Annotated in this window: 24 protein-coding genes; 7 read left to right on the top strand and 17 right to left on the bottom strand. The window is 49.5% G+C overall.

The window, feature by feature from the left end; genetic code table 11:
• The first annotated feature begins 42 nt into the window (after positions 1 to 42).
• Positions 43 to 639, top strand: coding sequence for a DUF4291 domain-containing protein (locus tag ACJJIF_RS02645; RefSeq protein WP_444930695.1), 597 nt, complete (start codon positions 43 to 45; stop codon positions 637 to 639).
• A 316-nt stretch (positions 640 to 955) separates the two neighbouring features.
• Here the strand turns inward: ACJJIF_RS02645 and ACJJIF_RS02640 are convergent, their stop codons facing one another.
• Positions 956 to 2005, bottom strand: a complete 1050-nt coding sequence (locus tag ACJJIF_RS02640) for an FAD-dependent oxidoreductase (RefSeq protein ID WP_444932307.1) — start codon at positions 2003 to 2005, stop codon at positions 956 to 958.
• A 118-nt stretch (positions 2006 to 2123) separates the two neighbouring features.
• On the opposite strand from ACJJIF_RS02640, the gene ACJJIF_RS02635 reads away from it, so the two are divergent.
• The 3 genes from ACJJIF_RS02635 (at position 2124) to ACJJIF_RS02625 (ending at position 4064) form a co-directional block, all read left to right on the top strand.
• Positions 2124 to 2756, top strand: a complete 633-nt coding sequence (locus ACJJIF_RS02635; RefSeq protein ID WP_444930694.1) for a LysE family translocator — start codon at positions 2124 to 2126, stop codon at positions 2754 to 2756.
• Between the two features lie 253 nt (positions 2757 to 3009).
• Positions 3010 to 3663: a metallophosphoesterase family protein gene (locus ACJJIF_RS02630; RefSeq protein ID WP_444930693.1), complete on the top strand. Its 654-nt coding sequence runs from the start codon at positions 3010 to 3012 to the stop codon at positions 3661 to 3663.
• Positions 3664 to 3707: 44 nt separating this feature from the next.
• On the top strand, positions 3708 to 4064 hold the full coding sequence (locus ACJJIF_RS02625) for a DUF4870 domain-containing protein (protein WP_444930692.1): 357 nt from the start codon (positions 3708 to 3710) through the stop codon (positions 4062 to 4064).
• A 169-nt stretch (positions 4065 to 4233) separates the two neighbouring features.
• On the opposite strand, the gene ACJJIF_RS02620 is transcribed toward ACJJIF_RS02625, so the two are convergent.
• From ACJJIF_RS02620 to ACJJIF_RS02585, 8 genes are all read right to left on the bottom strand, one after another.
• Positions 4234 to 4701 carry a hypothetical protein gene (locus ACJJIF_RS02620; RefSeq protein WP_444930691.1) on the bottom strand — a complete coding sequence of 156 codons (468 nt, stop codon included), beginning with the start codon at positions 4699 to 4701 and terminating at the stop codon, positions 4234 to 4236.
• Positions 4702 to 5006: 305 nt separating this feature from the next.
• Positions 5007 to 5777, bottom strand: coding sequence for a zinc-dependent metalloprotease family protein (locus ACJJIF_RS02615; protein WP_444930690.1), 771 nt, complete (start codon positions 5775 to 5777; stop codon positions 5007 to 5009).
• A gap of 231 nt (positions 5778 to 6008) precedes the next feature.
• The gene (locus tag ACJJIF_RS02610) at positions 6009 to 6686 is read right to left on the bottom strand and encodes a protease inhibitor BamI-like protein (RefSeq protein WP_444930689.1); all 678 of its coding nucleotides are present in this window, start codon (positions 6684 to 6686) and stop codon (positions 6009 to 6011) included.
• 907 nt (positions 6687 to 7593) lie between these two features.
• The gene (locus ACJJIF_RS02605) at positions 7594 to 8232 is read right to left on the bottom strand and encodes a hypothetical protein (protein WP_444930688.1); all 639 of its coding nucleotides are present in this window, start codon (positions 8230 to 8232) and stop codon (positions 7594 to 7596) included.
• A gap of 1 nt (position 8233) precedes the next feature.
• On the bottom strand, positions 8234 to 8755 hold the full coding sequence (locus ACJJIF_RS02600; RefSeq protein WP_444930687.1) for a hypothetical protein: 522 nt from the start codon (positions 8753 to 8755) through the stop codon (positions 8234 to 8236).
• A 908-nt stretch (positions 8756 to 9663) separates the two neighbouring features.
• Positions 9664 to 13605, bottom strand: a complete 3942-nt coding sequence (gene cobN, locus ACJJIF_RS02595; protein WP_444930686.1) for a cobaltochelatase subunit CobN — start codon at positions 13603 to 13605, stop codon at positions 9664 to 9666.
• Positions 13595 to 13960 (bottom strand): DUF2149 domain-containing protein, encoded by a 366-nt coding sequence (locus ACJJIF_RS02590; RefSeq protein ID WP_444930685.1) that lies wholly within the window; start codon positions 13958 to 13960, stop codon positions 13595 to 13597. Before ACJJIF_RS02590 ends, cobN begins: the two co-directional genes overlap by 11 nt.
• Positions 13960 to 14490, bottom strand: a complete 531-nt coding sequence (locus tag ACJJIF_RS02585) for a MotA/TolQ/ExbB proton channel family protein (RefSeq protein ID WP_444930684.1) — start codon at positions 14488 to 14490, stop codon at positions 13960 to 13962. Before ACJJIF_RS02585 ends, ACJJIF_RS02590 begins: the two co-directional genes overlap by 1 nt.
• Before the next feature lie 230 nt (positions 14491 to 14720).
• Between ACJJIF_RS02585 and ACJJIF_RS02580 the strand changes: the two genes are divergently transcribed.
• Entirely contained in the window at positions 14721 to 16892 is a 2172-nt protein-coding gene (locus ACJJIF_RS02580) for a TonB-dependent hemoglobin/transferrin/lactoferrin family receptor (RefSeq protein WP_444930683.1), read from the top strand.
• Positions 16893 to 16989: 97 nt separating this feature from the next.
• On the opposite strand, the gene ACJJIF_RS02575 is transcribed toward ACJJIF_RS02580, so the two are convergent.
• Both ACJJIF_RS02575 and ACJJIF_RS02570 read right to left on the bottom strand, forming a co-directional pair.
• Positions 16990 to 17577, bottom strand: a complete 588-nt coding sequence (locus ACJJIF_RS02575; protein WP_444930682.1) for an SRPBCC family protein — start codon at positions 17575 to 17577, stop codon at positions 16990 to 16992.
• A 198-nt stretch (positions 17578 to 17775) separates the two neighbouring features.
• Positions 17776 to 18684, bottom strand: coding sequence for a LysR family transcriptional regulator (locus ACJJIF_RS02570; RefSeq protein ID WP_444930681.1), 909 nt, complete (start codon positions 18682 to 18684; stop codon positions 17776 to 17778).
• A gap of 123 nt (positions 18685 to 18807) precedes the next feature.
• Here ACJJIF_RS02570 and ACJJIF_RS02565 point away from each other — a divergent pair, with 123 nt between their 5' ends.
• Together ACJJIF_RS02565 and ACJJIF_RS02560 are read left to right on the top strand one after the other, a co-directional pair.
• A complete protein-coding gene (locus ACJJIF_RS02565) occupies positions 18808 to 19542 on the top strand; it encodes a glycine betaine ABC transporter substrate-binding protein (protein ID WP_444930680.1) in 735 nt (244 codons plus the stop codon).
• 27 nt (positions 19543 to 19569) lie between these two features.
• Positions 19570 to 20676 carry an L-dopachrome tautomerase-related protein gene (locus ACJJIF_RS02560; protein ID WP_444930679.1) on the top strand — a complete coding sequence of 369 codons (1107 nt, stop codon included), beginning with the start codon at positions 19570 to 19572 and terminating at the stop codon, positions 20674 to 20676.
• Between the two features lie 66 nt (positions 20677 to 20742).
• Here the strand turns inward: ACJJIF_RS02560 and ACJJIF_RS02555 are convergent, their stop codons facing one another.
• From ACJJIF_RS02555 to ACJJIF_RS02530, 6 genes are read right to left on the bottom strand one after another with little or no spacing between them, the layout of a single operon-like run.
• Entirely contained in the window at positions 20743 to 21048 is a 306-nt protein-coding gene (locus tag ACJJIF_RS02555) for a hypothetical protein (RefSeq protein ID WP_444930678.1), read from the bottom strand.
• Complete coding sequence (locus tag ACJJIF_RS02550; protein ID WP_444930677.1) at positions 21041 to 21277, bottom strand: hypothetical protein; 237 nt, start codon at positions 21275 to 21277, stop codon at positions 21041 to 21043. Before ACJJIF_RS02550 ends, ACJJIF_RS02555 begins: the two co-directional genes overlap by 8 nt.
• 12 nt (positions 21278 to 21289) lie before the next feature.
• A complete protein-coding gene (locus tag ACJJIF_RS02545; protein ID WP_444930676.1) occupies positions 21290 to 21541 on the bottom strand; it encodes a hypothetical protein in 252 nt (83 codons plus the stop codon).
• A gap of 5 nt (positions 21542 to 21546) precedes the next feature.
• Positions 21547 to 21744: a hypothetical protein gene (locus ACJJIF_RS02540; protein ID WP_444930675.1), complete on the bottom strand. Its 198-nt coding sequence runs from the start codon at positions 21742 to 21744 to the stop codon at positions 21547 to 21549.
• A 24-nt stretch (positions 21745 to 21768) separates the two neighbouring features.
• Positions 21769 to 21993: a hypothetical protein gene (locus ACJJIF_RS02535; RefSeq protein WP_444930674.1), complete on the bottom strand. Its 225-nt coding sequence runs from the start codon at positions 21991 to 21993 to the stop codon at positions 21769 to 21771.
• A gap of 60 nt (positions 21994 to 22053) precedes the next feature.
• A complete protein-coding gene (locus ACJJIF_RS02530) occupies positions 22054 to 22341 on the bottom strand; it encodes a hypothetical protein (protein ID WP_444930673.1) in 288 nt (95 codons plus the stop codon).
• Positions 22342 to 22344 lie beyond the last annotated feature (3 nt).

Genomic DNA, 22344 nt, shown 5'->3' with positions numbered 1-22344 from the left:
TAACCATCTGTAATATTGTAATACGTATTTAGAGGTTAAGTAATGACAGCCCCAACACGGCAAATCCGCGCTAGTTTTGACCAGCACACCATTCGCGTCTATCAAGCATACAATGTAGCAATTGCAAATTCCGCCCTACAAAATGGTACTTTTGCATCTCCCCCCTTCAAAATGGAGCGCATGACCTGGATCAAGCCCTCTTTTCTGTGGATGATGTACCGTGCAGGCTGGGGAGAAAAGGACAGCGGCCAAAGCCGCATTTTAGCCATAGATATCACCAGAGAGGGATTCGAGTGGGCCTTACAGAATAGCCTACTCAGCCATCAAACTGATCGATATGCGTCAAAAGAGGCTTGGCTGGAGGCAAAGAAAGCTACCCCAGTCCGTATTCAATGGGACCCCGAGCGGAATTTAAACTTAGAACCCCTCGCTCACAGAGCTATTCAGATAGGGCTATCAAACGAAGCCGTGGCACTTTATGTCAACGAATGGATTCAGAACATTACTGATATAACTGAGCAAGCTCACAGCATTCATCAGCTGGTCAAATCGGGAGATACTCAACAGGCGAGAAAACTTCTTCCCTTGGAAAATGAATACCCCGTAAGCGATCTGCTAAAAGAAAGGCTACAAATGTGAAATCAACTAAAAAAATCCCACCTGAAATTTATACACATCAGTAAGCACCCACACTGCGGGGTGATAAGAGAAGCCCCCCCCAGAGGGGCTGCCCGTATAGTTTATCTTCTATACCTAAAGCTAAATATTTTCAGAGCTCTAACAGCGCTGCTGATTATTATGAATAATTGGCGTTGGTCAACAATTTTTCCACACAGAGAGTTTATCCCTGTGAAGATCATTTATCAGTTCAACATTAATTATAAGGGATATACTACAACAAGCTTTCTTGGCACTTACAATACAGCGATAGAATCCCAAGGAGGTAAGCAACCATTCACAACCTTGTTAAATTCTGAATATAAGCCTGCCTTACAACTGGAAATGTTGCGATAAGCTTTGCCAGGGTGCGCACACATCCCTTACTGATCGATGAATTAGAAGTTATAATTCGCCGGGCAACCTCCGTCTTTCGGATAGTTGCCGCACCTATTTTATGTCTTTCGGTCGAATAGCTATCGACTCTTCCTGTAACAATTGTTTCAACCGCTGCTATCGCATCAGCAATACCCAGGTTCATACCTTTGCCACCTACCGGCGAATGGCAGTGAGCCGCATCTCCAGCTAAAAGAACACGCCGGAAGCGATAGCTTTCCGCTTGACGAATTGAGATTTGAAAACTACCAGAACGGCGAATTTCCCTGACTTTTAATGGTTGCCCCAAGGCCTCCAACGCGTCAGGTTGAGGGGCAACCACCCTTACACGCTGTCTACCTATGGGTAACACAATCGTAAATTGATTGCCGGGCCTCTGAATATCCACACTGATCAAATCAGAATCACAGCCCTCATCTATATCAATATCCGCAACCCCCCAGGGTTGCGGCAAATCTTCACCGGGAAATGGTATACCGAGCTGCTCACGAACGGTGGAATGAACGCCATCGGCAGCAATAAGCCAGTCGAAGTCTTCGACGCTACCGTCAGATAATACAACCGTCACCCCTCGCTCACCGGGGTCTACTTCAACAGCGGCAACACCATATTCAACTGAAACACCTTGCTCAAGCAAAAATCCCCGCAGAATCTCTTCAGTGCGATTTTGCGGCAATCCAAACCCCACATATTCTTTGTAAGCATCGCCCCGGTTATCCAAAAATAATAGCGGCCTACCCGCCTGAAGGTATTCAACCTTACAAAGCTTCATCGCCTCAGATGTCAAAATATCTGGAACACCAACTTTAAGCAGGCGCCTGATAGTACAGGGAAAAATTCCAACCGCCCGAGAAAGCTCACACGGCTTGGTACGGCGCTCAACTATTCGGCAGTGGATTCCATAAAAAGACAGAGCACAAGCTGCCGCCAAGCCCGTTGGGCCCGCACCCACAACCAGTACCTGATTTATATGTCTCACTTGTACCTGCACACACTCTCAAAGGGCTTATTTCTATTGTAGAAGCAGTGCGCCGGCTATGATAAAATCCCAATTTCAAGGCAAGCCCCCTATGATCGACCTCAGCATCTTACCCGCCTTCTTAATCGCAGCAACTGTTCTAGCAGCCTCCCCTGGACCAGACCTACTGTTAATATCTACTTACTCCTCAGCGCGTGGTTTGACTGCTGGAATAATGATATCAGTGGGTATTTTTGTTGCAGGCATGATACAAACCGTACTAGTTGCGCTCGGGCTCGGTCACATCATGCAGACAATGCCTCTGGTCGCACTGATGATAAAGGTGGTAGGCGCCCTATATTTAGCCTGGCTTGGCGTATCACTCCTACGCAGCTGGCGCTCAGGTAAAACGACACAAAATAGTCAACCACATACTCTAGCGCTGTCCGCAAGACAATTGATGACGCGGGGCTTACTCAACAATTTGATGAACCCTAAAGCCTTACTTTTCTTTAGCCTCTTCCTACCCCAATTTACCGTGTCGAATCAAGCAATCACACCCCAGATCCTGATTTTAGGTTCACTCTTAAGTATTACAGCACTGACTTTTAACACCCTAGTATCTCTATCGTTTAGCAAGCTGGGGAAATCCCTTGCGACACAACCCCATGTTCAGAGACACTTAGACGGTTTCCTCGGAGTCATTTTTCTCAGCTTAGCCGCGCGCCTGGCAACTGATCGCTAACTTTTACGAAAACAGTAGAAGGCATAAATACGGTGTACAGAGATGTATTCAGAGCGCGCCTTCTGTGTAGTGTACTCTTTATCCCCGACCCGGTAATATTTAGCAAATAGATGGGCGCCTAGGGAGACAAACCATTCAGTTGCCCAGTAGTGGAGGCCTCCATGCGAATAGCGATACTCTCAGATATCCACAGCAATATTTATGCTCTCGACGCCATTATTGATGATCTAAAAAGAGAGGCGCCGATCTAACGGTGAACCTGGGTGATATCCTATATGGCCCTATTGCACCGCAGCTCACCTATGAACGCTTAATGGAGCAGAATTATACGACTATCTGCGGCAATCAAGATCGGCAAATATATGAAGCCAGTACAAGTGAAATAAAGGACAACCCGACCCTGCAATTTATTTTGCGAGACTTAAGTGCCGAAGCACTACAATGGATGAAAGAGTTGCCGCCCAGCTTACAAGTCACCGATGATGTATTTCTCTGCCATGGAACACCCAATAGTGATCTTGTTTACCTGCTGGAAGATATCAGCAGTGGGCGCCCCCAGCTACGTCCTGAGCATGAAATCCTGAATCTACTTGCAAAGATACGCTCAAAGGTCATTCTATGCGGACATACCCATCAACCCCGCAGCATCTCTCTCAGTAGTGGTCAGCTAGTCGTTAATCCTGGTAGTGTTGGGCTACCGGCTTATGCCGACAGTGAACCACAACCCCATATTATGGAAACCTTCAGCCCCCATGCGAGTTACGCTTTAGTGGAAAAAGGCAAAGGCGGGGCCTGGGATGTAACGTTTTTCAAGGTAAGTTACGATACGGAAAATGCTGTCCGAGCCGCTATTGCACAAGGGCGAGAGGACTGGGGCTTCTATCTATCAACGGGACGAGCCGGCTAGCTAAAATAGCCTACACAAACGATTAAATAAAAGGAAAACTGCAAATGGAAGATTATCGCCCCTGGGATATGGAAACAAATACTTTTCTAATGCTACTCCACTTAAGCCAGCTAGCCTGGGTTGTTATCCCCGGCGCCGGCTTTGTTTTACCCATTATTATGTGGGCAACAACCAAGGATCGCTCTCAAGAAATTGATAAGCACGGCAAGATGATATTTAACTGGATGTTGAGCCTGCTGATCTACTCTATTATTTCCGTTATCCTTATTATTATTGGCATCGGCATACTCGGACTGATTGCACTGGCATTAATTAATGTAATATTTATTGTAGTGGGTGCAATTCGGGCCAATGAGGGCCAATTCTGGCGCTATCCGCTAAGCATTCGATTTTTTGGTTAAAAAAATTATTACTCCGGCTTTCGACACAGGAAAGCTGGAGATCCACTTCTGGAACTGGGACCCCGGGTCTTTAGGGCGGCCCACGATTAAAGCAAGCCGCAGCCAAAATCAACCGCAGCAATACATAACACTTAAACAGAAAATAGCGTTATTTACTGCTTTCTATTATTCACGCCTCAGAATACCCATCGGGCAGTGGAATAACCTTGTTAAACCAGTCAAAAAGGTGATTATTGAACAATCTCAGTCTGACAAACTTCCCCTGTACTTCATTAATCCAATTGTCACATTGAAAACAAAGTGAAGTTTTGAAATAGAGTAGATCACCACTATATAACTCTATCGCATACGGAGGGTAGTGACCACAGAGCATCCAATCTACATCCAGGAACAAATCCGTTTTTGCAATTTTTTTAAATTGATTTACCTGCTCACTATTGATTGCTTGCTTAGTAATAATTCGGTGAAGCTGATTACTCCAACCAACATTGTAATACCCCTCCTTTTCTCGAAGCTTAGTTTCTACCTCTTTTGACTCAGTCGGCCATAAGTTGAGATTGGAAAAATCTAGCTTTTCCTCTATGAAAGGCTTATCCAGGAGATACACTATACCCTTTTCATTACCAAAACCTATCATGCTCCACCTAAATCTATATTATGTATATTGACTGCTACAACCCGAACTTGCCTAACACTTCCAGACACTTCACCAAGACAGTAAAACTAGCAAGTGAGGAGAAGTATGACAACAAAAAGTACATATCGGAATTTAATAATAATACAACCTCAAGCAAAAAACCCCATACTAGATGGGGTTTTTACTCCTTCATAAATAAGGAGCATATAGAGCAATCGGCTACTCTAAATGGAAAGCTGAAAGGGTTCCTCTCAGCTTCCCACAGCCAGCAATCCCTACAATTACTCTAGCAGTTTAGCTGCCGATTAATAGTAACCAGAGAGGTCATCGGTAATAGGACCGAGAGCGCGATAAGCGTTAGATACATCTTCGCCGTTGGAGCGCTCACCACAGGCCAAACCGCCACACTCGTACCAATCTGGATCGGAGAACCAATCATACTGGGTGACGTTTTCGCCGTATTTCCAGGGGTAAGCCATAATGGTAGAGAACGCATCATCTACACCGTGGCCCATACCGTAGGTGTAAACACCGCCGGAGGTATCGCCCTGCTTGGTTGAGTGAACCAGCCCCATATTGTGGCCCAGCTCGTGCACGAAGGTGTTATAACCACAGTCAACGCCCGTTACACTGTAAGCGCGCTCTTGAGCACTGGAATACATGGTGCCATTGCTGCCCTGACCAACCCAGGCAATACCACAGGTAATATAAGTGCTGCCATCGATTACCGTCTCTTCGGCCTTACCCAGGAATACCACCATATCCGCCTTTTCAGAGGCGCGCCAGCTGTTCACTGTACTGTGGAAGGTGATCAGGTCCAGGGTGTCTTCGTTTACACGGTAGTCGGAGCTGGAGGCGTGCCAGCTATCCACCAGATTCAACTGAATATCAATACCATTTCTTGAGAAAGAATTATTGGCATAGCTGATATAGTTGTCGATCTTAGCCGAGATATCACCGGTGTATTCCGCCGCTTGAGTGGTATACATAATTGCAATATCGACGGTATCCGCACTAGCAGCGCCGGAAACAGTCAGCGCTGCAATAGCAGCAGCCAGGCTTTTTTTCAGGTTCATTGTAAGTCTCCTTTATTATGATAAGTAGTGCACACTCCTCCCTCAGCAATTAATTAAAATGCCGCCCAAAAGAGTTAACAATACACTTTTAATACCCTGACTCGATTAAAAGACCATCCCTAGCCTTTTAACCGCCTGAGGAGACAAGCCCCCGGTATTCGCAGGATTTACTTGGGCCTTCCCTTGCCTGACTATTAATTCAAAGCGCAATCACTTCAAATTAATTTCTTCTTATTTGAAGTCATTTAGCGGAACATCATCATCTGACCAGGTTTTTTCACGAGGCGCATCCGAGGACATATCTTTATCGTGCTTTTCTACGTGATTTTGAATTAGTGCACCATTAGGTGCTATCCACGCATAATTACCTTGAGCTTCCAGCGTATACGATCCGGATGGTAGGTTTAACTGCGCATAAACGGAGTTTTCTCCCAGTGTAAAAGTCGCACCGTGTAGGCGAGTCATGCCTGGGAAATTCAATTGTAAGCTTTTATTGCCGCTGGTATGCTGTTCAATACTAGCCACTTGCGCATCGTAATCCCCCTCAATACCCGGCAAGTCTATATCGACGTAATCGCCCACAGTGAGATTCCGCAGCATCTCAACGTCCAACTCAAGATAGGTTTCTCCATTGAGATCTACCGGCAGACGACCATTTTCATGCAGTACTTTTCTGGCCAGATCAGACTCTAGCCAAAGCGGTTTTTCTTCACTATTTTCAAGAGATTCCTCTTCAAAAACGTGAGCGTCCCCGGGTTGAAACGTCTCTACTTTTGGGGCCGCCTTGCTAATAGTCAGCTTGGATTTCCCCTGTTCGACAACTGGCTTCTCAGCTTCAGATTGGCTTTTAGCCCAGACAAAATAACCTACAGCCACAGTGATGGCGACGAGAGGAATTATTTTTTTCACAAGCGATTTCTCTCAAATATTGTGCTAAATGCAATGGAAAAGCACACCCTAGCGATAGCTTCACCAATCCTACCCTTTGTCAACACCCTTACAGTTCTTAACATTCGGTATGCTAGTTGAGACGATCGATCATAACTATCACTCAATTTTTTTTGGGGAATTTTTCACATAACCTTCATCAAAACTGCACAAACCCCAAACTCTCCGCAAAAAATGCGGAAAACTTCAAAATAAAAGCAGGCATATTTCACAAAACCCTCATTTGCACCAAAAGAGATCACTGCACCAACCCACAGAAAAAGTCACCAAAAGACAGAAAGCAATCACCTGGAAATAAAAATAAAGTTTCACAAGAAACCGTTTTGGCAGTTTTTTAAGCAGATTGAATAATTTAGACTCACAGGAAATAAAGTAAAAAGACAAGTGACGGCTTGTTACCCTGGGCAGCCCCCAACTCTACCATTGGCTAAACTTAAATATAGGGCAAGATAGCATTAAACGGGTGATTGGGATTATTTACACAGAAAAATTAGAAGAAAATAAAGCGGATACAACGGCTTATATATACAGTTACCAATTGTCGAAAGGCAATAAGATTGTTTAATACGGCAGCACAATAGGAGCAAGTTATCGGGCGCTATATTAGTTGACCAAAAAATCAAGCACTGCCACCATAAGGCTGCGCTCGAAAATTTATATATGCCCTTTTATTCCCCACACTTCTCTGTTGCTCCGTATACACCGCTGCATAAGGCCAGGATAGATAGCGACTATCAACTTGCCATTGATATATAACTCAAAATAAGTGAGCTGCAAAATATAACCGGTGACCATTGCACCATTTTTATCGATATTAACCACCGCCACCTTTGCAAGGCCGATATCTAAGATTTCTGAACTTGGTAAATTATTTCACCTCCGGGCAGAATTCTTTTGACGGTTCCTTTACCGGATACTCGCCCAATACAATACAAATGTGCTGTTGAGGGACGATCAAATCTCCATTGCCTGCCATAAGTAAATTGGGCCCATTGCCGTAAAAAACCGCAGCTTCCCACTTTTTTCCGCCGAAGGACGTACTTCCCCTACCCACATAGAGCCTGTTCGGGGCATTGCTCGTACCTTCAAAGTAGATTGGGTCATCTGAAGCAGAACTCTCATTATCTACCTTGAAGAGGAAGTCGGCATGGCTGGATGGGGCATCGGCACCCACCGGCTTGAAGTCTGTGGTAAAAACGTGAACTGAGTGGTGACAGTTGTATTCTCCAGCTTTAATGGAGAAGGACGTAAACCCATGGCCGTTAACATGGATCCATGCAGTACCCAGCCCCCTTCTGTCACGGTTTTGGTAAATGAAAGACGCTTTATGACCGGTACTATTGACCATGCACAGGGGAATTCTGTAGTCGGAGTTGCTCGGGCCATCACTCACGGTGTCGTTATTTTCTTGCGGGGTGGCAACTGCAAGGACACTGGAAAGAAGAAGTGCTGCACCAAAGGTAAGAGATCGCGTAAAAAAATTAGAAGGTGGTTGATTATAGATCATTCTAGTCATCCTTTTCTAAAGTAATATTGATCTGCTGTTTGATGCCTATGTAATTGCCTTTCACAGCGGGAATAAAATATGGATAGCGGCCAAACTCAGTTGTTACTTTGTAGTTCCCGAGTCTTTGGGTGGAGAAGGTGGTTTCAGCTCTACCGACTTTGATACCGGCGTAATATTCACCAGTTTTAAAGTAGATTGGGTCATGGCTAAACTTTGATTCATTTTTTATGGCAAAAGTGAAGTCTGCGTGGCCGCTTGGTGGATCATAGACATGAATACTGTGCTCACAGTTAGATGTATTCGGCGGAATTGTAAAACGTGTATTCCCTCTTCCATACACGTGGACCCAGCCGTAATAACTCTCTTCGCGGCCTTTATTTTTGAAATCGAAATAGGCCGTTTCATTCGTTTTATTTTGCATGCAAAGCTGAATTCTAAAATTCTTATAGGACGCATGGGCGGGTTCGAACAATGCGACGAACAGTGCTGCTACGCAACACAAAGAACTGACTTTGTAGCTCATAGATTCCCCTCCTATTCTTATTAGCTATTTAAGAATCGATCCGTAGTATAGGGAGATTTATTTACCGATCTCTTCAGTGCTAATTATATAATATTCCATGAGTGTCATTTTGCACTGGGCCGTAACAGACCCCAGTTTTGAGGTTAATCAACGTCGCGGTTCTTTTTCAATCAACCTATATAGAGTTAAAAAAGGACTAGCGCTTAAGAAATCTGATGATCTATTGTTTTTATTGGTTTTTTAAAATGGCCGCGCCCCAAGTGTCAATAAAAAGGCTTTAACGCCAATTGATCAGTAGTGATGGAAAGCCCCCCTCTATCGGCTCTTCTACTGTAACAAGTGCCAAAAATCGCGGGTAGCGAGTATGGAAAACCCCATCTGCACCGATCTTATTATGAAGATCCTCTACCGAGGAAGGTATAACCCTGAGCATTGGTTATACCGATCGGAGGTAAAGTATTGCCTGTGATAGTTCACCTCCGCCGGAAGCCCATACTCTTTAGCCCCCCACTGGTGACACCCGGGAGCGACCCACAGCACAGGAAAACCGTTTCTCCGTTACCACTTTGGCAGCCCCCTCAGCCACGGCCCCAGTACCCGAGTAGTGATTATTCAGAGACCAGGTATTTACCGTAATCGAAATAAGGCCCAGAAAGGCCGCTTAATATCCTTCTCCCATCTTTCCAGCCCCTTTCGGAAGAAAGCCCTATAGAAATGCTACAGGCCCAATGCACCGCGCAAACAATGAATACCGTGCACACTTCGGATTACAGCTAGAAAACCAGCATAGTAAGGCAATACTGAGCGACAACTCCCAACCCGGCGGCAAGATTATTTGTGCGCAGCGAAGGAAGGAGAGCAAGTGCTGGCCCCCGCCCCGAAATAGAGCGGGAGCCATTGAGGAGAGGTTAGGCGGGCTGGGTTCGCACCCACTTGTGATCAAAGAAACCACTGACAAAGCCTGCCAGCACAATAGCCATCAACAATAGCCATATCAGCTTTTCGGATTTATCGCTGGGTGTGGGCTCTGCCACCTGCTCCAGCTTCTGGCCGCTGACCTGCTGCGCAGCATTGACACTGCTGGCCTGTGGATTATCCAACGCCTGGGTGTTAGCCAGGGCTGCAAGGCCAAATCCCAGCGCCTGCTGATTGACGAATTCCTTGAACTTGTCATTGTCGGTAGCCACATCAAACTGATTTGCCAGCTCGGTGTAGGTCTCTACCATTTTCTCCAGGGTTTCAGGCTGCGCATCCCAATATCCCTTGCGCACCGCTTCCAGCATGCGCTCCAGCATCTGGGCCAGGGCCTCCGCATTGTGCTCCTCGAAGAACTCACGCATATCCATGTCATATTTGTCGTCTACATAGACTTCAAACATTTCCTGCCACTGGTCATCGCGAATGGTTTCCGGGGTCATCACCTCCCAGCCCCACATATTGTTAACGCGATCTAAGATAGCGGTAGCGCCCGCATAGCCGGAATCCTGCATCGCCTCGATCCAGCGGGGGTGGAAGTAACGGCTGCGCATTTCCTGGTTAACGAACTCCGCAAGGGTTTGCGCTTTTACGTTGTCTTTGCGGCGCAAATTGGATACATACATTTCCGGCGTTGCACCATCCAGGTTGCGCACAGCCAGTCCGATACCGCCAAAATACTGGAAGGGATCGTCATTGGTCATCATGGCGTAGAGATTGGTGGAGCGAGAAAAAATCACCCCGTCAGTGCCAGACAGCACCTTGCCGTACAGCTCGACGCTGCGCTGATCTTCGCTCCAGCGGGATTCATCTTTGCCGTAGGCAAAACCCATACGGCGCATATAGAGGTCGGCGAGCTTGTCATCGCTCTCCCAGCTATCTGAGGCCAAGCTGGCGGCAGCCAAGCCGGTGCCATAGTTGCCGCTTTCGTTAGAGAAAATACGCACCGACGACAGGTAGCGGGCATCCTCTTCGCTATTGCCCTCTTCCAGCAGCTGCTGTTGCAACACCTGGCTGTGACGGTAGACAAAATTATTATCTTCCTTCATCTGCGCCACTTTATCGATGGCCTCTGCCAGCCACAGCATCACGTTGGGGAAAGCATCCCGATAAAGGCCGGTCGCAGAGATTACGACATCAATACGCGGGCGCTTTAATTCCCCATAGGGAATAACTTCTGTGCCGGTAACATTGCCCTGCGGGTTCCATTTGGGTTTGAGGCCCAGCGCATGCAGAATCTGCGCTTCCAGGGCGCCCTGATGGCGCATGGTTTCAAGGGACCAGAGGGAGAAAGCCAACTTGTCCGGGAAGCGGCCGTGCTTTGCATGGTAATCAGCAATGGTCTGGTCCATCAGCTGTACACCGGCCTCATAGGCTTCCTTCGACGGCACCTTGGCCGGGTTAAAGCCAATCAGGTTGCGGCCGGTAGGCACCGCTTGCGGATTGCGAATCGGGTCACCCCCATGGCTCACGGGGATATAATTGCCATCGAGAGCCGACATCAGGTTTTCCAGCTCGGCTATTTTGGCGAAGTTATCAGAGTATTCCCGCGCCTGATCCAACTGCGCTTGCAGGGATTCCGGCAGCTGCTCCAGCTCGCCGCCCTCAAGGAAGGTATCCAGTAACTGGAAGCCCGCCTGTGCCTCCAGAGCAACCACATTGCGCTCATCCCGGCTTTGTTCTTCCGGCAGACGCAAGCCCTGCTCCGCCTCATACTCGCCCGCTACGCTAATAAACCCTTCACCCAACATTTGCAGCATGGTGCTGGTGAGGTGTTCAGTTTTTGGCAGCTGGCCAAAACGGTGGATGCCCAGTGGCTGGCTCATTTCTGCCAGTTGTCCCAAGTGATCCTGCAAGCGGCTCAGCTGGCCATTAAAATCCGCATTCAGGGCCTCGGCACTGATTTCCAAATCCTTGAGCATATTGAGCTCTTCGGCCAAACCGACAATACGCTCTTGAGTATTGGCCCGGGTCTGCCCTTCAGCCAACATCAGGTAATTGCCGATCAACTCTGACAGCTCAGCCACTTCCGCATACAGACCCGCTTTGGCAAAACCGGGGGTCAGGTGGCTGATCATGGTGGCGCGGCCGCGACGCTTGGCCTGCATGGCCTCTCCCACATTGTCGATAATGTAGGGATAAAACACCGGGATATTTCCCAGGGCCAGACTGGGTGCATCGTAAACCGACAGGCCCCGCTCTTTGCCACTGAGCCACTCCTGGGAGCCATGCGTCCCCAGGTGAATATAGGCATCGGCCCCGAAAGTTTCGCGCGCATAGAGGTAAACCGCCAGGTAGGCGTGATTCACCGGAGTTTTCATATCGTGGTAGAGGGCCGAGTGATCCTTGGCGTTATCTGCGCGAACACCTTGCGGCAACACAATTAAATTGCCCAGGGTCATGCGGGGAATAACAAAAGCAGGTGCGCCGTTGTGCTCCGCCAACATGGCATTGTCCTCCGGCTTACCCCAGCGTTCTACAATAGGATCGCGCACAGACGCAGGGAGCTGGTTAAACCAGTCCTGATAGGTGGACAACGGCATCCAGTCGGCCAGCCCTTTATCGATCAGAGCGGTGCTGTCTTCGCGGCGATAGTAGGGACGCAGTAACTGCCCAGCCCAGTCAATCAGGGTTTTTGAATCCCGGAGATGGACCTCATAACCTCTCTCGCGCATGGCCTGGGCAATGGATTCAATCGAGCTGGGTACATCCAAGAAAGCCGCACCGATATTCTTTTCCCCCGGCGGGTAGTTCCAAATAAAGGTTGCTACCTTTTTATTGGTGTTGCTCTGATAGGCGAGAGAGGCGTGATTCCAGGCTCGCTCAATCAAGGCCTGCATCTGCACATCCATCACCACTTTATTGCCGTCTTTATTCGCCGCAATAATCAACGGGTCGACACTGCCGGTGTCTTCAGGCAAGACCAGGAAGAAGGGGGTCAGGGAGGGAGATACACCGCTGTTATCGGCAAAGTACTCTTCTTCACTGCCCTCGGTATAATTGAGTGCGTGAATCACCGGAACACCCAGCTTCTCAAACTCAGCCCGGCGCTTGCTGACATAGTGCAGGGAGCGATAATTAATCATCAAATCGATGCGGGTATCGCCGCTGTCGGTTTGCAGCAAGTCGGGATAGGAAAGCGGCAGGTCTTCCCCTTCAAAGAAGAAGGCAAAAGCTTTGGCGCCTTTGTTTTCCAGACCGTTTAGCAGGGTGTCGACAACCTGCTGTTGCTCGTAATCCACCACGGAGCGATGAATCGCCACGGCGATTACCGGCTGCTGTTTGGCGGGCTTTAACCACTGGAAGAAAAACTCTTCGCTATCCGTTACCACCTGCTCCAGGCGGGGGTGATAAAACCCCACCTTGGGCACGATCACAGGTTCCGGCACTGCCCCGCTGGAGAGATCGAACACCTCTGCCGACAAAAACTGCATCATATGGCGATAGTTTTTGCGACCCGCATTATTAAAGTAAGCGGCGATCGCCCGCTGCTCAGACTCAGGCAACCCCTGGTTCATGGATGAATTATCCGCATCCCCCAGGGAGATCACCGGTACTTGCGGATACTTGGCCAGCATGGGCTGAAATTTGCCAAACATAAAGGCTGATAGCGCCGGGTTAATACCATCCAGCATGATCAGGGCAGCGGAAGACCAAGCCCGCTCAATATCCTCATCGCTCTTGCCTTTGCTGTTAAAAATTTCCAGTGCAAAAGGTTGGTCCGCCGCGAGATCGGTCAGTAAAGTGCCCTTCGCCTTGGCCGTGTGGCTCGACATCATCAGGAGCACTTTGGGCTTATCGCTGGCCTGGGCAAAGCTTGTCAATATCAGGCTGATCAGCAGGCACACACAACCTGTCCATAGTTTATTGCGCACTACTAGTTCCCCCCGAAGCTTTTTCACCGGCGGACGCATCTTTACCTTCCCCTTCCGGTACATAAACCAGGCTGCCATCGGCCATCTGGTAAGCCACTCCCGCACGAGTGCCCTCCCCTGAACCAATTTCCCCGGTGGATTTATATTGTTTGATTTCCTTACCGTCCTTGACGATCACTTCCATATTGGGTTCGCCGGCGTTTTTTATCACCGTGACCTTTTCATTGGCAAAGACATTTAAGGGGTTTTGTGCAATGGCAATCAGCAGTGCGGCTATAATAACCAAGAATACATCGATCAGATTCACCGCACTCAGAATAGGGTTCAACTCTTCGTCTTCATCGAGGAAGCGCATCAGGACGCCTCCTTCAGCTTGCGGATATTGATCAGCTCAGAGGCAAACCAGCGCTTCTTAACTGAAGCCGGCCAAAAGGTAATAGTGGAGATTACCAGGCCCCAAATCACTGCGGCAAAAGCAATAATCAGATTTTCACTGATGCCCTGGATATTGCCATCGGCCAGGGCGCGAAGTGCCGGGCCCATGGGTATCATGGTGGCAATCAAACCCAGCATCGGCGCGATACGGGTCGCCATACGCAACAGCTCCAGTTTTCTCAGCGCAAAAACTTCCAGTTCGTCGTCACATGCCAAAGGGTTGTTCACGTAATAGTTGTGCACCTGGTAGCCCGGCAGGGGCTCAAGCCGACCCTGCTTCAATGCCACCCGGTAGGCCCCGGCATTTTTACGGCGCAGTATCCACAGCGAAATAAAGCGCCCGGCGGCATACAGCGAATAGATAAAAAGGACCAGGATCGCCAGTAATACTGGGGCCATAAACAGGTCGGCCACATCCGCCATTAAGGTCTCAACTGATTGAATATTCACCGCAAGCCTCCTAAGCCAGGAAATTGATGCTGTTCACAAATTTGAGCGGAAAGTACCCAAAGAAACTTATTAGGTCAAATTTAATCTAATTGATATTGATTCGCATTTAGCTTTACATTTCGGTAAGTATCCATATAATCTCGCTCCGAGCTGGTCGACAAGGCCAAGCGAAAGGGCAGTACAGAGACCCTGAACGAGCAGACCGAATCAACGACACCAAGGAATTCACCATGAAACGTCGCCCACTAGCAGCGGCCATATTGGGCTTAGCCACCGCCTCAAGCCTGTACGCAGAGACCCCGACCTCTCCGTCCAGCAATGAACTCGAACTGATCGTCGTCAGCGGGCGCGCGGAAAAGCCTTTGAAAGACGTTGCGGGCAGCGTTTCCGTGGTGACCGATGAAGAAATTGAGCAGCTTCAGCTCAATGATATGAACCAGCTGTTCCAATACGAGCCCGGCGTTGAAGTAACTGGCGAAGTGGGCGGTGCACAGAATATCCTAGTGCGCGGCATGGGTGGCGACCGCGTACTGATTATTAAAGACGGAATGCGGGTGAACGAAGGCTATGGCGCCAACGGCCAAAACGACGTTATTGGTCGCGGCTTTATTGAAGTGGATACCCTAAAGCAGGTAGAAGTTGCCAAGGGCGCCGCCTCCTCCCTGTACGGTTCCGATGCGCTGGCTGGTATTGTGGTATTCACCACCAAAGATGCTTCCGACTACCTGGAAGATGGCGAACAATTTGGCGGCTCTATCAAGACCGGCTACAACGGCATCAGCAACCAGAAACACGTTTCCCCTACCCTGGCCCTTCGCACCGGCAACTTTGAACAGCTGCTGCACACCACTTTCCGCGACGGTGAAGAACAGCAGAACTACGACGAAACCCAGGACCCCTTTGAGATCGAATCCCAGAGTATCCTGTACAAGGCCAAGTACAACCTGGGTGGTGAAGACTTTATCAGCTTCAGTATCGACCACTGGAACCAGGAAACCGTCGGTGACAGTGCCGATGGCCTGCTGTATTACTTCCGTGGACTGGCCGACTATGGCTACAACATCGTCGCTGAACAATCTGTTTCCGACAAAGAGACTCTCGCCTATCAGCTCCGCTACCACAGCGAGACCCCAACGGCGATCTACGACCAGGTCAATATCAGCCTGTACAACAACAAGTCTGAACAGGAAGACGAGCAGTACGGGCAACTGGATATCAACGCACCTATGTTCGGTGTGATCGAGATCCGCGATATGTGGGAAACTGGCCTCTACCGCCAGGACACTGTCGGCCTGCTGTCCAACGCCAGTAAAACCCTCAATGACACCCACACTCTGGGTTACGGCCTGGATCTGGAGAAAACCGAGAGCGAGCGCACCGTTCACCAGTACCGTGAGGTGGAAGGCACCTCTACCCTAGACGCCACCACCGAGAAGTTTCCGGAAAACGAAGTGGCGCGCGCCGGCCTGTTTATCAATGACGAAATGTCCTTCGCCAATGGCCAGCTGACCGTTACCCCAGGCCTGCGCTACGACTGGTACGAAATGGACCCGAATGGCGCCCTGAAAACTGACGGCACCCCGTTTGCCTCCATTGAAGAAAGCAATGTTTCCTTCAACCTGGGCGCGCTGTACCGAATCAATCCGAAACTGTCCGCCTTTGCCCAATACGGACAGGGCTTTAAAGTGCCAGCCTACGATTTAGCCTATATCGAGCACTACCTGCAACCTACTTCCGAATACATCTACGAGGTTCTGCCCGCCGACGATCTGTCACCAGAAACCAGTGACACCTTCGAACTCGGCCTGCGCGGGCACCTGGGCCCGGTAGCTTTCAGTACTGCAGCGTTTTATACCGAATACGATGATTTCCTGGAAACCACTTTAATTCACCAAGAGTTTGTAAATGGTGCTGATGGCAGTTTCTCCCATGTATTTGAACAGTACCAGTACCAAAATATCGAATCTGTGACCATCAAAGGTATTGAGGCAAGCGCCAACTGGTATCTATCCCCGTCGATCGAACTGTTTGCCAATGCCAGCTACCAGCGCGGTGAAAACGACACTACCGGCGAGTATCTCACCAGCATCAGCCCACTCTCCGGTGTAGTTGGCGCTAGCTACAACGGCGCCAAGCTCTCCAGCCAGGTATTGCTGCGCTGGGCCGAGCGTATGGAAAAAGTGAACGACGGCGCTACTGAAACAGCCGGCTACGGCACCGTGGACTGGACCCTCGGTTATCAAGTCATGGACTCTATGTCCGTAAATCTGGCAGTAAACAACCTGCTGGACAAATACTACGTGCCCTACCTGAATGTTGCAGGTTGGGATGAAGGCAGCGACCTGTCTGTCAATGCGGCGCCGGGGCGTACCTTCTCCGCGTCAATAAGATACGATTTCTAGTTAAAAAGGTTTTTTCTCTCCTATCTCGCAAATAAGTCCCTTGATGGCCGTACTCCCATGCGGCCTTTTTTTATTTTGCCTCCTCAAAAAACTACAGTTAATTCATATAGATTTTCTCCATCATCTCTTTGACCTCCGCCTGATACAGGCGCAACGCTTTTAGTAGTTCCAGTCGAAACAGCGGCATATAGAGTAGATAGACCAACAGATAAAAGGGGTTAGTAGAGTGCATTTTAAAATAACAGCACCTCTCCCAACGGCTGGCTCCCCCTGCCTCCTCGGTGATGGTGTAACTAAAATGGCCGCTGACATAGCGGGTAATCGGTAAACACAAGAGCACCAGTGCCCCGCCATAAATAATCCTTCCCTCCCAGGCAATCTTGTTGGGCCGCTCATAATTCACCAATTGATGTTTCATAACGTGATAACCGGTAATACCCCAGTATTTTTCGATGGCCACACTCCCTACAGTGGCTTTATTTCCACCCATATTGTATTCGGCAAATAACGTGTTGGGATATTTACTCTCCCAGTTGCGCAGATCTACCACAAAATCAAACAGATCTTCTGAGGACACCTGAATAGTGACAGCGTTTTGATAGGAGTAGGACTTATCTTTAACGTAGAGCAGCAGGCATAGCAGTACATACAAAATCACTGCCGCGCATATGACGTCTAGTATCATCTACGGCCTCCACCAAAAAAATCAAATTTCAGCACTGAGAAAATGGATAAAATGGAGAACCGCCGAATCATAGCGCGATACCCAATTATGCAACGGCTCCCGGTGAGTCATACGCCTAATTATAGAGGAATTAAAAAATGCCACGGGCGCTATCACTGCGCCCGCAATAACTAAAGCGGCAAACGGGTCCCCTCCCGGTCACGGAGCCTCTGCGGTAAACCTTATGGCCAAGCGGTCTGCAAATGCCGCCACCCGGCGCGGCTGGGCCCGGCTCGGGGGAAACAACATTTGTAGCGGCGCCGGCGGTGGGGTGTACGCCTCTAACAGACGCACCAATCTGCCCGCCCGGATATCCCGCGCTACATCCAATTCCGATTTTAAAATAATGCCAGCGCCCTTCAGGCACCACTGGCGAGCCAGTTCCCCATCATTGGTCACCCGATCCCCCCGCACCACGACGGTCTGCTCGCGCTCCCTCACCCCATCGCAGTCATCGAGAAAACGCCAGTGGTTATCCAGGTTCTCACCGAAACGCATTATCAAGCAGTTGTGACTCTTCAGGTCCTCAGGTTTTCCCGGCACACCGCGTTTTTGCAAGTAACTGGGGGAAGCGCAGAGGATGCGCTGCTTTTGACTCAGGGTTCTAACCCGCAGCGAGCTGTCGGTAATAGCTCCGAAGCGCAAGGCGATATCAATGCCCTGCCCGACAATATCCACATAGCCGTCTGACAATAGCAATTCGATGGAAATCGCCGGGTGATCCAGCAAAAAGTGGTCAATTTCCGGGGCCACAATCGCCCGTCCCAAATCACAGGGGGCGCTGACCCGGATAGCCCCGGAGAGAGTCTGGGCCCCCGATCGAATACGGCCTTCCAGGTCCTCAACCTCATCGAGAAGCTGTCTGGCCCCCTCAACCAGGGCGCGCCCCTCCTCCGTCAGGCTGATTGCCCGGGTCGTGCGATTCAGCAAAACCACACCAAAGTGTGCCTCCAGTGCCGCAAGGCGCTCGGAGACTCGACTGGAAGATAAGCCCGAATCCCGCGCAGCGGCGACCAGACTACCTTTATCAACAATTTGTAAGAACAGCTTCAGATTGTCTATCAGCATTACTCGGTTTTACCGGATATTGATTTCTATACAAGGAAGTTTATCCGGCAAATCAGAGTAGCCACAATACCCCTATCAGCAACTAGCACAACACCACTAGACACCGACAGCAGGGCGTTTCACATGGATAACAGTATTCGCATCGGACATATCGCACTCTCCTTCCACGAGGCCAGTGCGCGAGAAGTCGCCAGGGTTCTTGAGGCCCACGGCCACCAAACCCACTTAAAATCTGCCCCCCACGAAGCGGCCTTCGAACTGCTCAAGAACGGTGAAATCGACCTGTTAACCTCTGCCTGGCTACCCTCCAGCCACGGGGTCTACCTAAAACCACTGCTCGATCAGGTAGAGAAAGTCTCCGTGCTGTACGAACCCTACTGTATCTGGGGAGTGCCGGATTATGTGCCCGTAGACGCCGTAGCCAGTGTCGACGACCTCCTCAAAGAGCCGGCACTCAGCCGTATGGATCGCCTGATCCAGGGAATCAACCCCGGTGCCGGCATCAGCCGTTTCTCCGCTGAGATGATCCACGCCTACAGTCTCGACCAAGCCGACTATAAATTCCGCCCGGGGACAGAGGAGGACTGCTTTAACCGTTTTGAAGCTGCCGTAGCTGAGAAGCGCTGGGTAGTCATTCCCCTGTGGCACCCGCAGTTTCTGCACAACCGCTATAACATTCGCGCACTCACTGAACCCAAGGGGCTTCTCGGCACACAGGATGAGGCCACCCTCATTGTGCGCAAAGCGGCCAAAGCCAAAATCGGCAGCGCCGCCTTGGCCGAACTGTCCCAGCTTTATATCGGCAATAAAAAACTCAGCGCTTTAGAAGATGCACTGCGTCAGCAAAGCAAAAACTAATACACCGGAAAATTGAAGGAAATCACAATGCAGTTTCCCAAAGTACTACTGGCCGCACTAGCCCTCGCAGGCGCGAGCAGCCTAACCGCCACGGCCACCTATGCCGCCAGCGCAGACTCCCTGCAAACCGTCACTGAGTTTAGTGAATCCCGCGCCGCCGGTGTCACCGTGACTCCCAATGGCCGGGTGCTGGTCAGTATGCACCCCCTGGACGCTCCCAAGCTAAAAGTCGTGGAGGTCATGGCCAACGGCTCCAAACAACCCTTCCCCAATCTCGATTGGGCGGACGGGCCCGAGCACGGTAAAGTGGGTTTTGCCTCGGTTATTGGTATCCACTCCGACAGCAAAGGCATTGTCTGGATCTTGGATATGGGGGATGAAAATACTCCCACCCAAATTGTGGCCTGGGACAGCGTTAAACATAAGTTGCACCAGAAAATTGAAATCCCCAAGTCCGCACTGCTTAAAAATTCATTCCCGCAGGATTTTGCCCTGGATGAAAAACGCCAAAAAATGTATATCGCCGATATGTCTTTCGGCAATTTTAACGGCGCGACCAAACCGGCCATTATTGTCGTCGATCTGAAGAGCGGGCGCGCCCGGCGCGTACTGGAGGGAGCTGAGGCACTTATGCCCCCGCAGCAAGATCTCGTGATTGGTGGCGTTTTACTCTCGGCAAAAACCGAAGGCGGCAAGAGTAAAAGCCTGCACTTTGGCTTGAATCCTATCGCTCTGGATGACAAGGGGCAGTGGCTCTACTTCGGCAGCCTCAGCGGTAATAAGATCTTCCGCCTACCTGCCGCACAACTGGCAGACCCCGCCATCTCGGAGAAGAAACTCGCCGCACAAATTGAAGTGTTTGGCCCCAAAAACCCCAGCGATGGTATTGCCATGGCCCCCGGCGGCGGTGTACTGGTTACCGACCTAAAAAATAACGCCGTTGGCCTGACCACACAGGGAAATTACCAGATACTGATACAAGACAAGCAACTGTCCTGGCCCGACAGTCTCGCCGTGAGCGATGGCTGGGTATATGTCACCCAGGATCAACTGCACCAGCATCCCGCTTTCAGTTCAGGGCGCGGCAATGCACAGCCACCCTATAAACTGATGCGCTTCCGTTACATTCCCTAATCTCTCGTACCGCCAGGTCTCCCCGGTCCTGGCGGTTCTTAACTATCGAAATCCATTCATATCGATTTAGGATTCATCCTTTTTCACGCCGACCATTTCCAGCGCATAGCGGTAACTTTCTCTCACATCGTCCTTTAGCGAATTGACACCAATACTGCTCAATATTTCCTGGTAACTCGTATCGGATGGATTTTGCAACCACTTTAGCATAACGTGATTTTTTAACATGATATTACTGAGCCGCTCATCCCGCAGCGAATCAGATTTACCCTGTAAGATATGAATCCCCTGCAGCTCAACTGCATTTCTGACTATTTGCTTGGAAATATTGGTGATATCAGGTTTATATACCGGTTCAGTTTGATCACTCATTTTCCTCTCCTTGTTCTTCTCCATCGCCGCTCGGTTCAAAACCAGTGCTCGATATATCTGAGAAAGATTTACTCAATGCATCGTTGATCTCACGGCAGGTGTCCAAAATCGATTTTTGCAGCGCCTTACCCAGTTCAGCATCCGTGCCCTGACTTTCGACCAACTTATCCAGTTGCTCCTGAAAATCCGGAGGAAGATAACTATCACCTAGGGGTTTGCTGTTAGACATGAGTCAGTGTCCTTAGCGCATAAACATTGAAAGCAACACCATCAAGAAGCCCTGGATCACAGCCACAATCAACTGTATATGTGCAACAATAATAATCAGTAGAAAGATGAGATTGAATGGTTGTGCCAGCCATTTTTCAAAAGCCTTACCCGCAACAGAAGAGGTTTGTAAAGCCGTATCTCTTACATGATCGGCCGCATTCTGGACCAAAAAAGAGGAAGACATCCGCTTCCCTTCTTTCGCAGCCCCCCCCTCGTCTTTCATAAAGATTACAAATCGACAATCTTATTCAACTGCTTAGTCATCAATAGCATACGCTGGTTTCGCGCATTCACTTGATCCTGCAGTGTGGTTTCCACAGCGCTATTGATAGAGCGCTGTAAGTAAGCACTCGACATTACGTCAATGAGCCTTCCTTTTCCTCCGGCAAGCTCCCGAAGTGTCGGTGTATCATCTTCCTTCTCCATCTATACATTCTCCCAGGCAGTAATTTACAGAGTTGCTTTAAGCGTACGAGCACTAACGGCGGACATTTGCAGGATAGAATTTGCCGTTGCCTGCATTTGTGTTGCACTGGTGTGAGTAAACTCACGTACCTGAAGTTTGGATAGCGCAGACAAGTCCCGCAGACCATCCAAATTGAGGGCCAGTGCAGAAGAAGTAGCCCGTTGATCAGCCACTTTAGTCGCGAGGCGATCCCGAAAAAAATCAGTCATAGCTTGCTCCTCTTTAACTAGGGGCAGCAATAAATCGCCGCCCCTTTAAGGTCAACGACCTTACTTACCACCATCCATAATATAATTCACAGCTTTAGCACCTGCCGCCGCCATTTGGGTCATGGCATTGGAAGTAGCTTGCATCTGTGTTGCACCGGTGTGGGTGAACTCGCGAACCTGCAACTTGGAAAGCGCTGACAGGTCACGCAGACCATCCAGATTCAGGCTTTGCGCCGAAGAGCTGGTAGTCTGGTCAGCCACTTTGGGGTCAACACGATCGCGATATGGAGAGGGTTCGATACCGTCGGTTGAGCTAGTGCTAGTACTAGTGCTAGTGTCATCAGCCATAGT

The organism is Microbulbifer regidiadema (SeqCode), from assembly GCF_052467605.1.
The sequence above is the reverse complement of the archived record's forward strand: the minus strand, read 5'-3'. Positions and strand labels throughout refer to the sequence as shown.

Coding starts and splice junctions, on each gene's coding strand:
- ACJJIF_RS02590 (WP_444930685.1), bottom strand. CDS start 13,960: ATGCGCTTCCTCGATGAAGACGAAGAGTTGAACCCTATTCTGAGTGCG.
- ACJJIF_RS02605 (WP_444930688.1), bottom strand. CDS start 8,232: ATGATCTATAATCAACCACCTTCTAATTTTTTTACGCGATCTCTTACC.
- ACJJIF_RS02530 (WP_444930673.1), bottom strand. CDS start 22,341: ATGGCTGATGACACTAGCACTAGTACTAGCACTAGCTCAACCGACGGT.
- ACJJIF_RS02575 (WP_444930682.1), bottom strand. CDS start 17,577: ATGATACTAGACGTCATATGCGCGGCAGTGATTTTGTATGTACTGCTA.
- ACJJIF_RS02570 (WP_444930681.1), bottom strand. CDS start 18,684: ATGCTGATAGACAATCTGAAGCTGTTCTTACAAATTGTTGATAAAGGT.
- ACJJIF_RS02550 (WP_444930677.1), bottom strand. CDS start 21,277: ATGTCTAACAGCAAACCCCTAGGTGATAGTTATCTTCCTCCGGATTTT.
- ACJJIF_RS02580 (WP_444930683.1), top strand. CDS start 14,721: ATGAAACGTCGCCCACTAGCAGCGGCCATATTGGGCTTAGCCACCGCC.
- ACJJIF_RS02545 (WP_444930676.1), bottom strand. CDS start 21,541: ATGAAAGACGAGGGGGGGGCTGCGAAAGAAGGGAAGCGGATGTCTTCC.
- ACJJIF_RS02600 (WP_444930687.1), bottom strand. CDS start 8,755: ATGAGCTACAAAGTCAGTTCTTTGTGTTGCGTAGCAGCACTGTTCGTC.
- ACJJIF_RS02540 (WP_444930675.1), bottom strand. CDS start 21,744: ATGGAGAAGGAAGATGATACACCGACACTTCGGGAGCTTGCCGGAGGA.
- ACJJIF_RS02535 (WP_444930674.1), bottom strand. CDS start 21,993: ATGACTGATTTTTTTCGGGATCGCCTCGCGACTAAAGTGGCTGATCAA.
- ACJJIF_RS02635 (WP_444930694.1), top strand. CDS start 2,124: ATGATCGACCTCAGCATCTTACCCGCCTTCTTAATCGCAGCAACTGTT.
- ACJJIF_RS02620 (WP_444930691.1), bottom strand. CDS start 4,701: ATGATAGGTTTTGGTAATGAAAAGGGTATAGTGTATCTCCTGGATAAG.
- ACJJIF_RS02560 (WP_444930679.1), top strand. CDS start 19,570: ATGCAGTTTCCCAAAGTACTACTGGCCGCACTAGCCCTCGCAGGCGCG.
- ACJJIF_RS02555 (WP_444930678.1), bottom strand. CDS start 21,048: ATGAGTGATCAAACTGAACCGGTATATAAACCTGATATCACCAATATT.
- ACJJIF_RS02625 (WP_444930692.1), top strand. CDS start 3,708: ATGGAAGATTATCGCCCCTGGGATATGGAAACAAATACTTTTCTAATG.
- ACJJIF_RS02565 (WP_444930680.1), top strand. CDS start 18,808: ATGGATAACAGTATTCGCATCGGACATATCGCACTCTCCTTCCACGAG.
- ACJJIF_RS02645 (WP_444930695.1), top strand. CDS start 43: ATGACAGCCCCAACACGGCAAATCCGCGCTAGTTTTGACCAGCACACC.
- ACJJIF_RS02615 (WP_444930690.1), bottom strand. CDS start 5,777: ATGAACCTGAAAAAAAGCCTGGCTGCTGCTATTGCAGCGCTGACTGTT.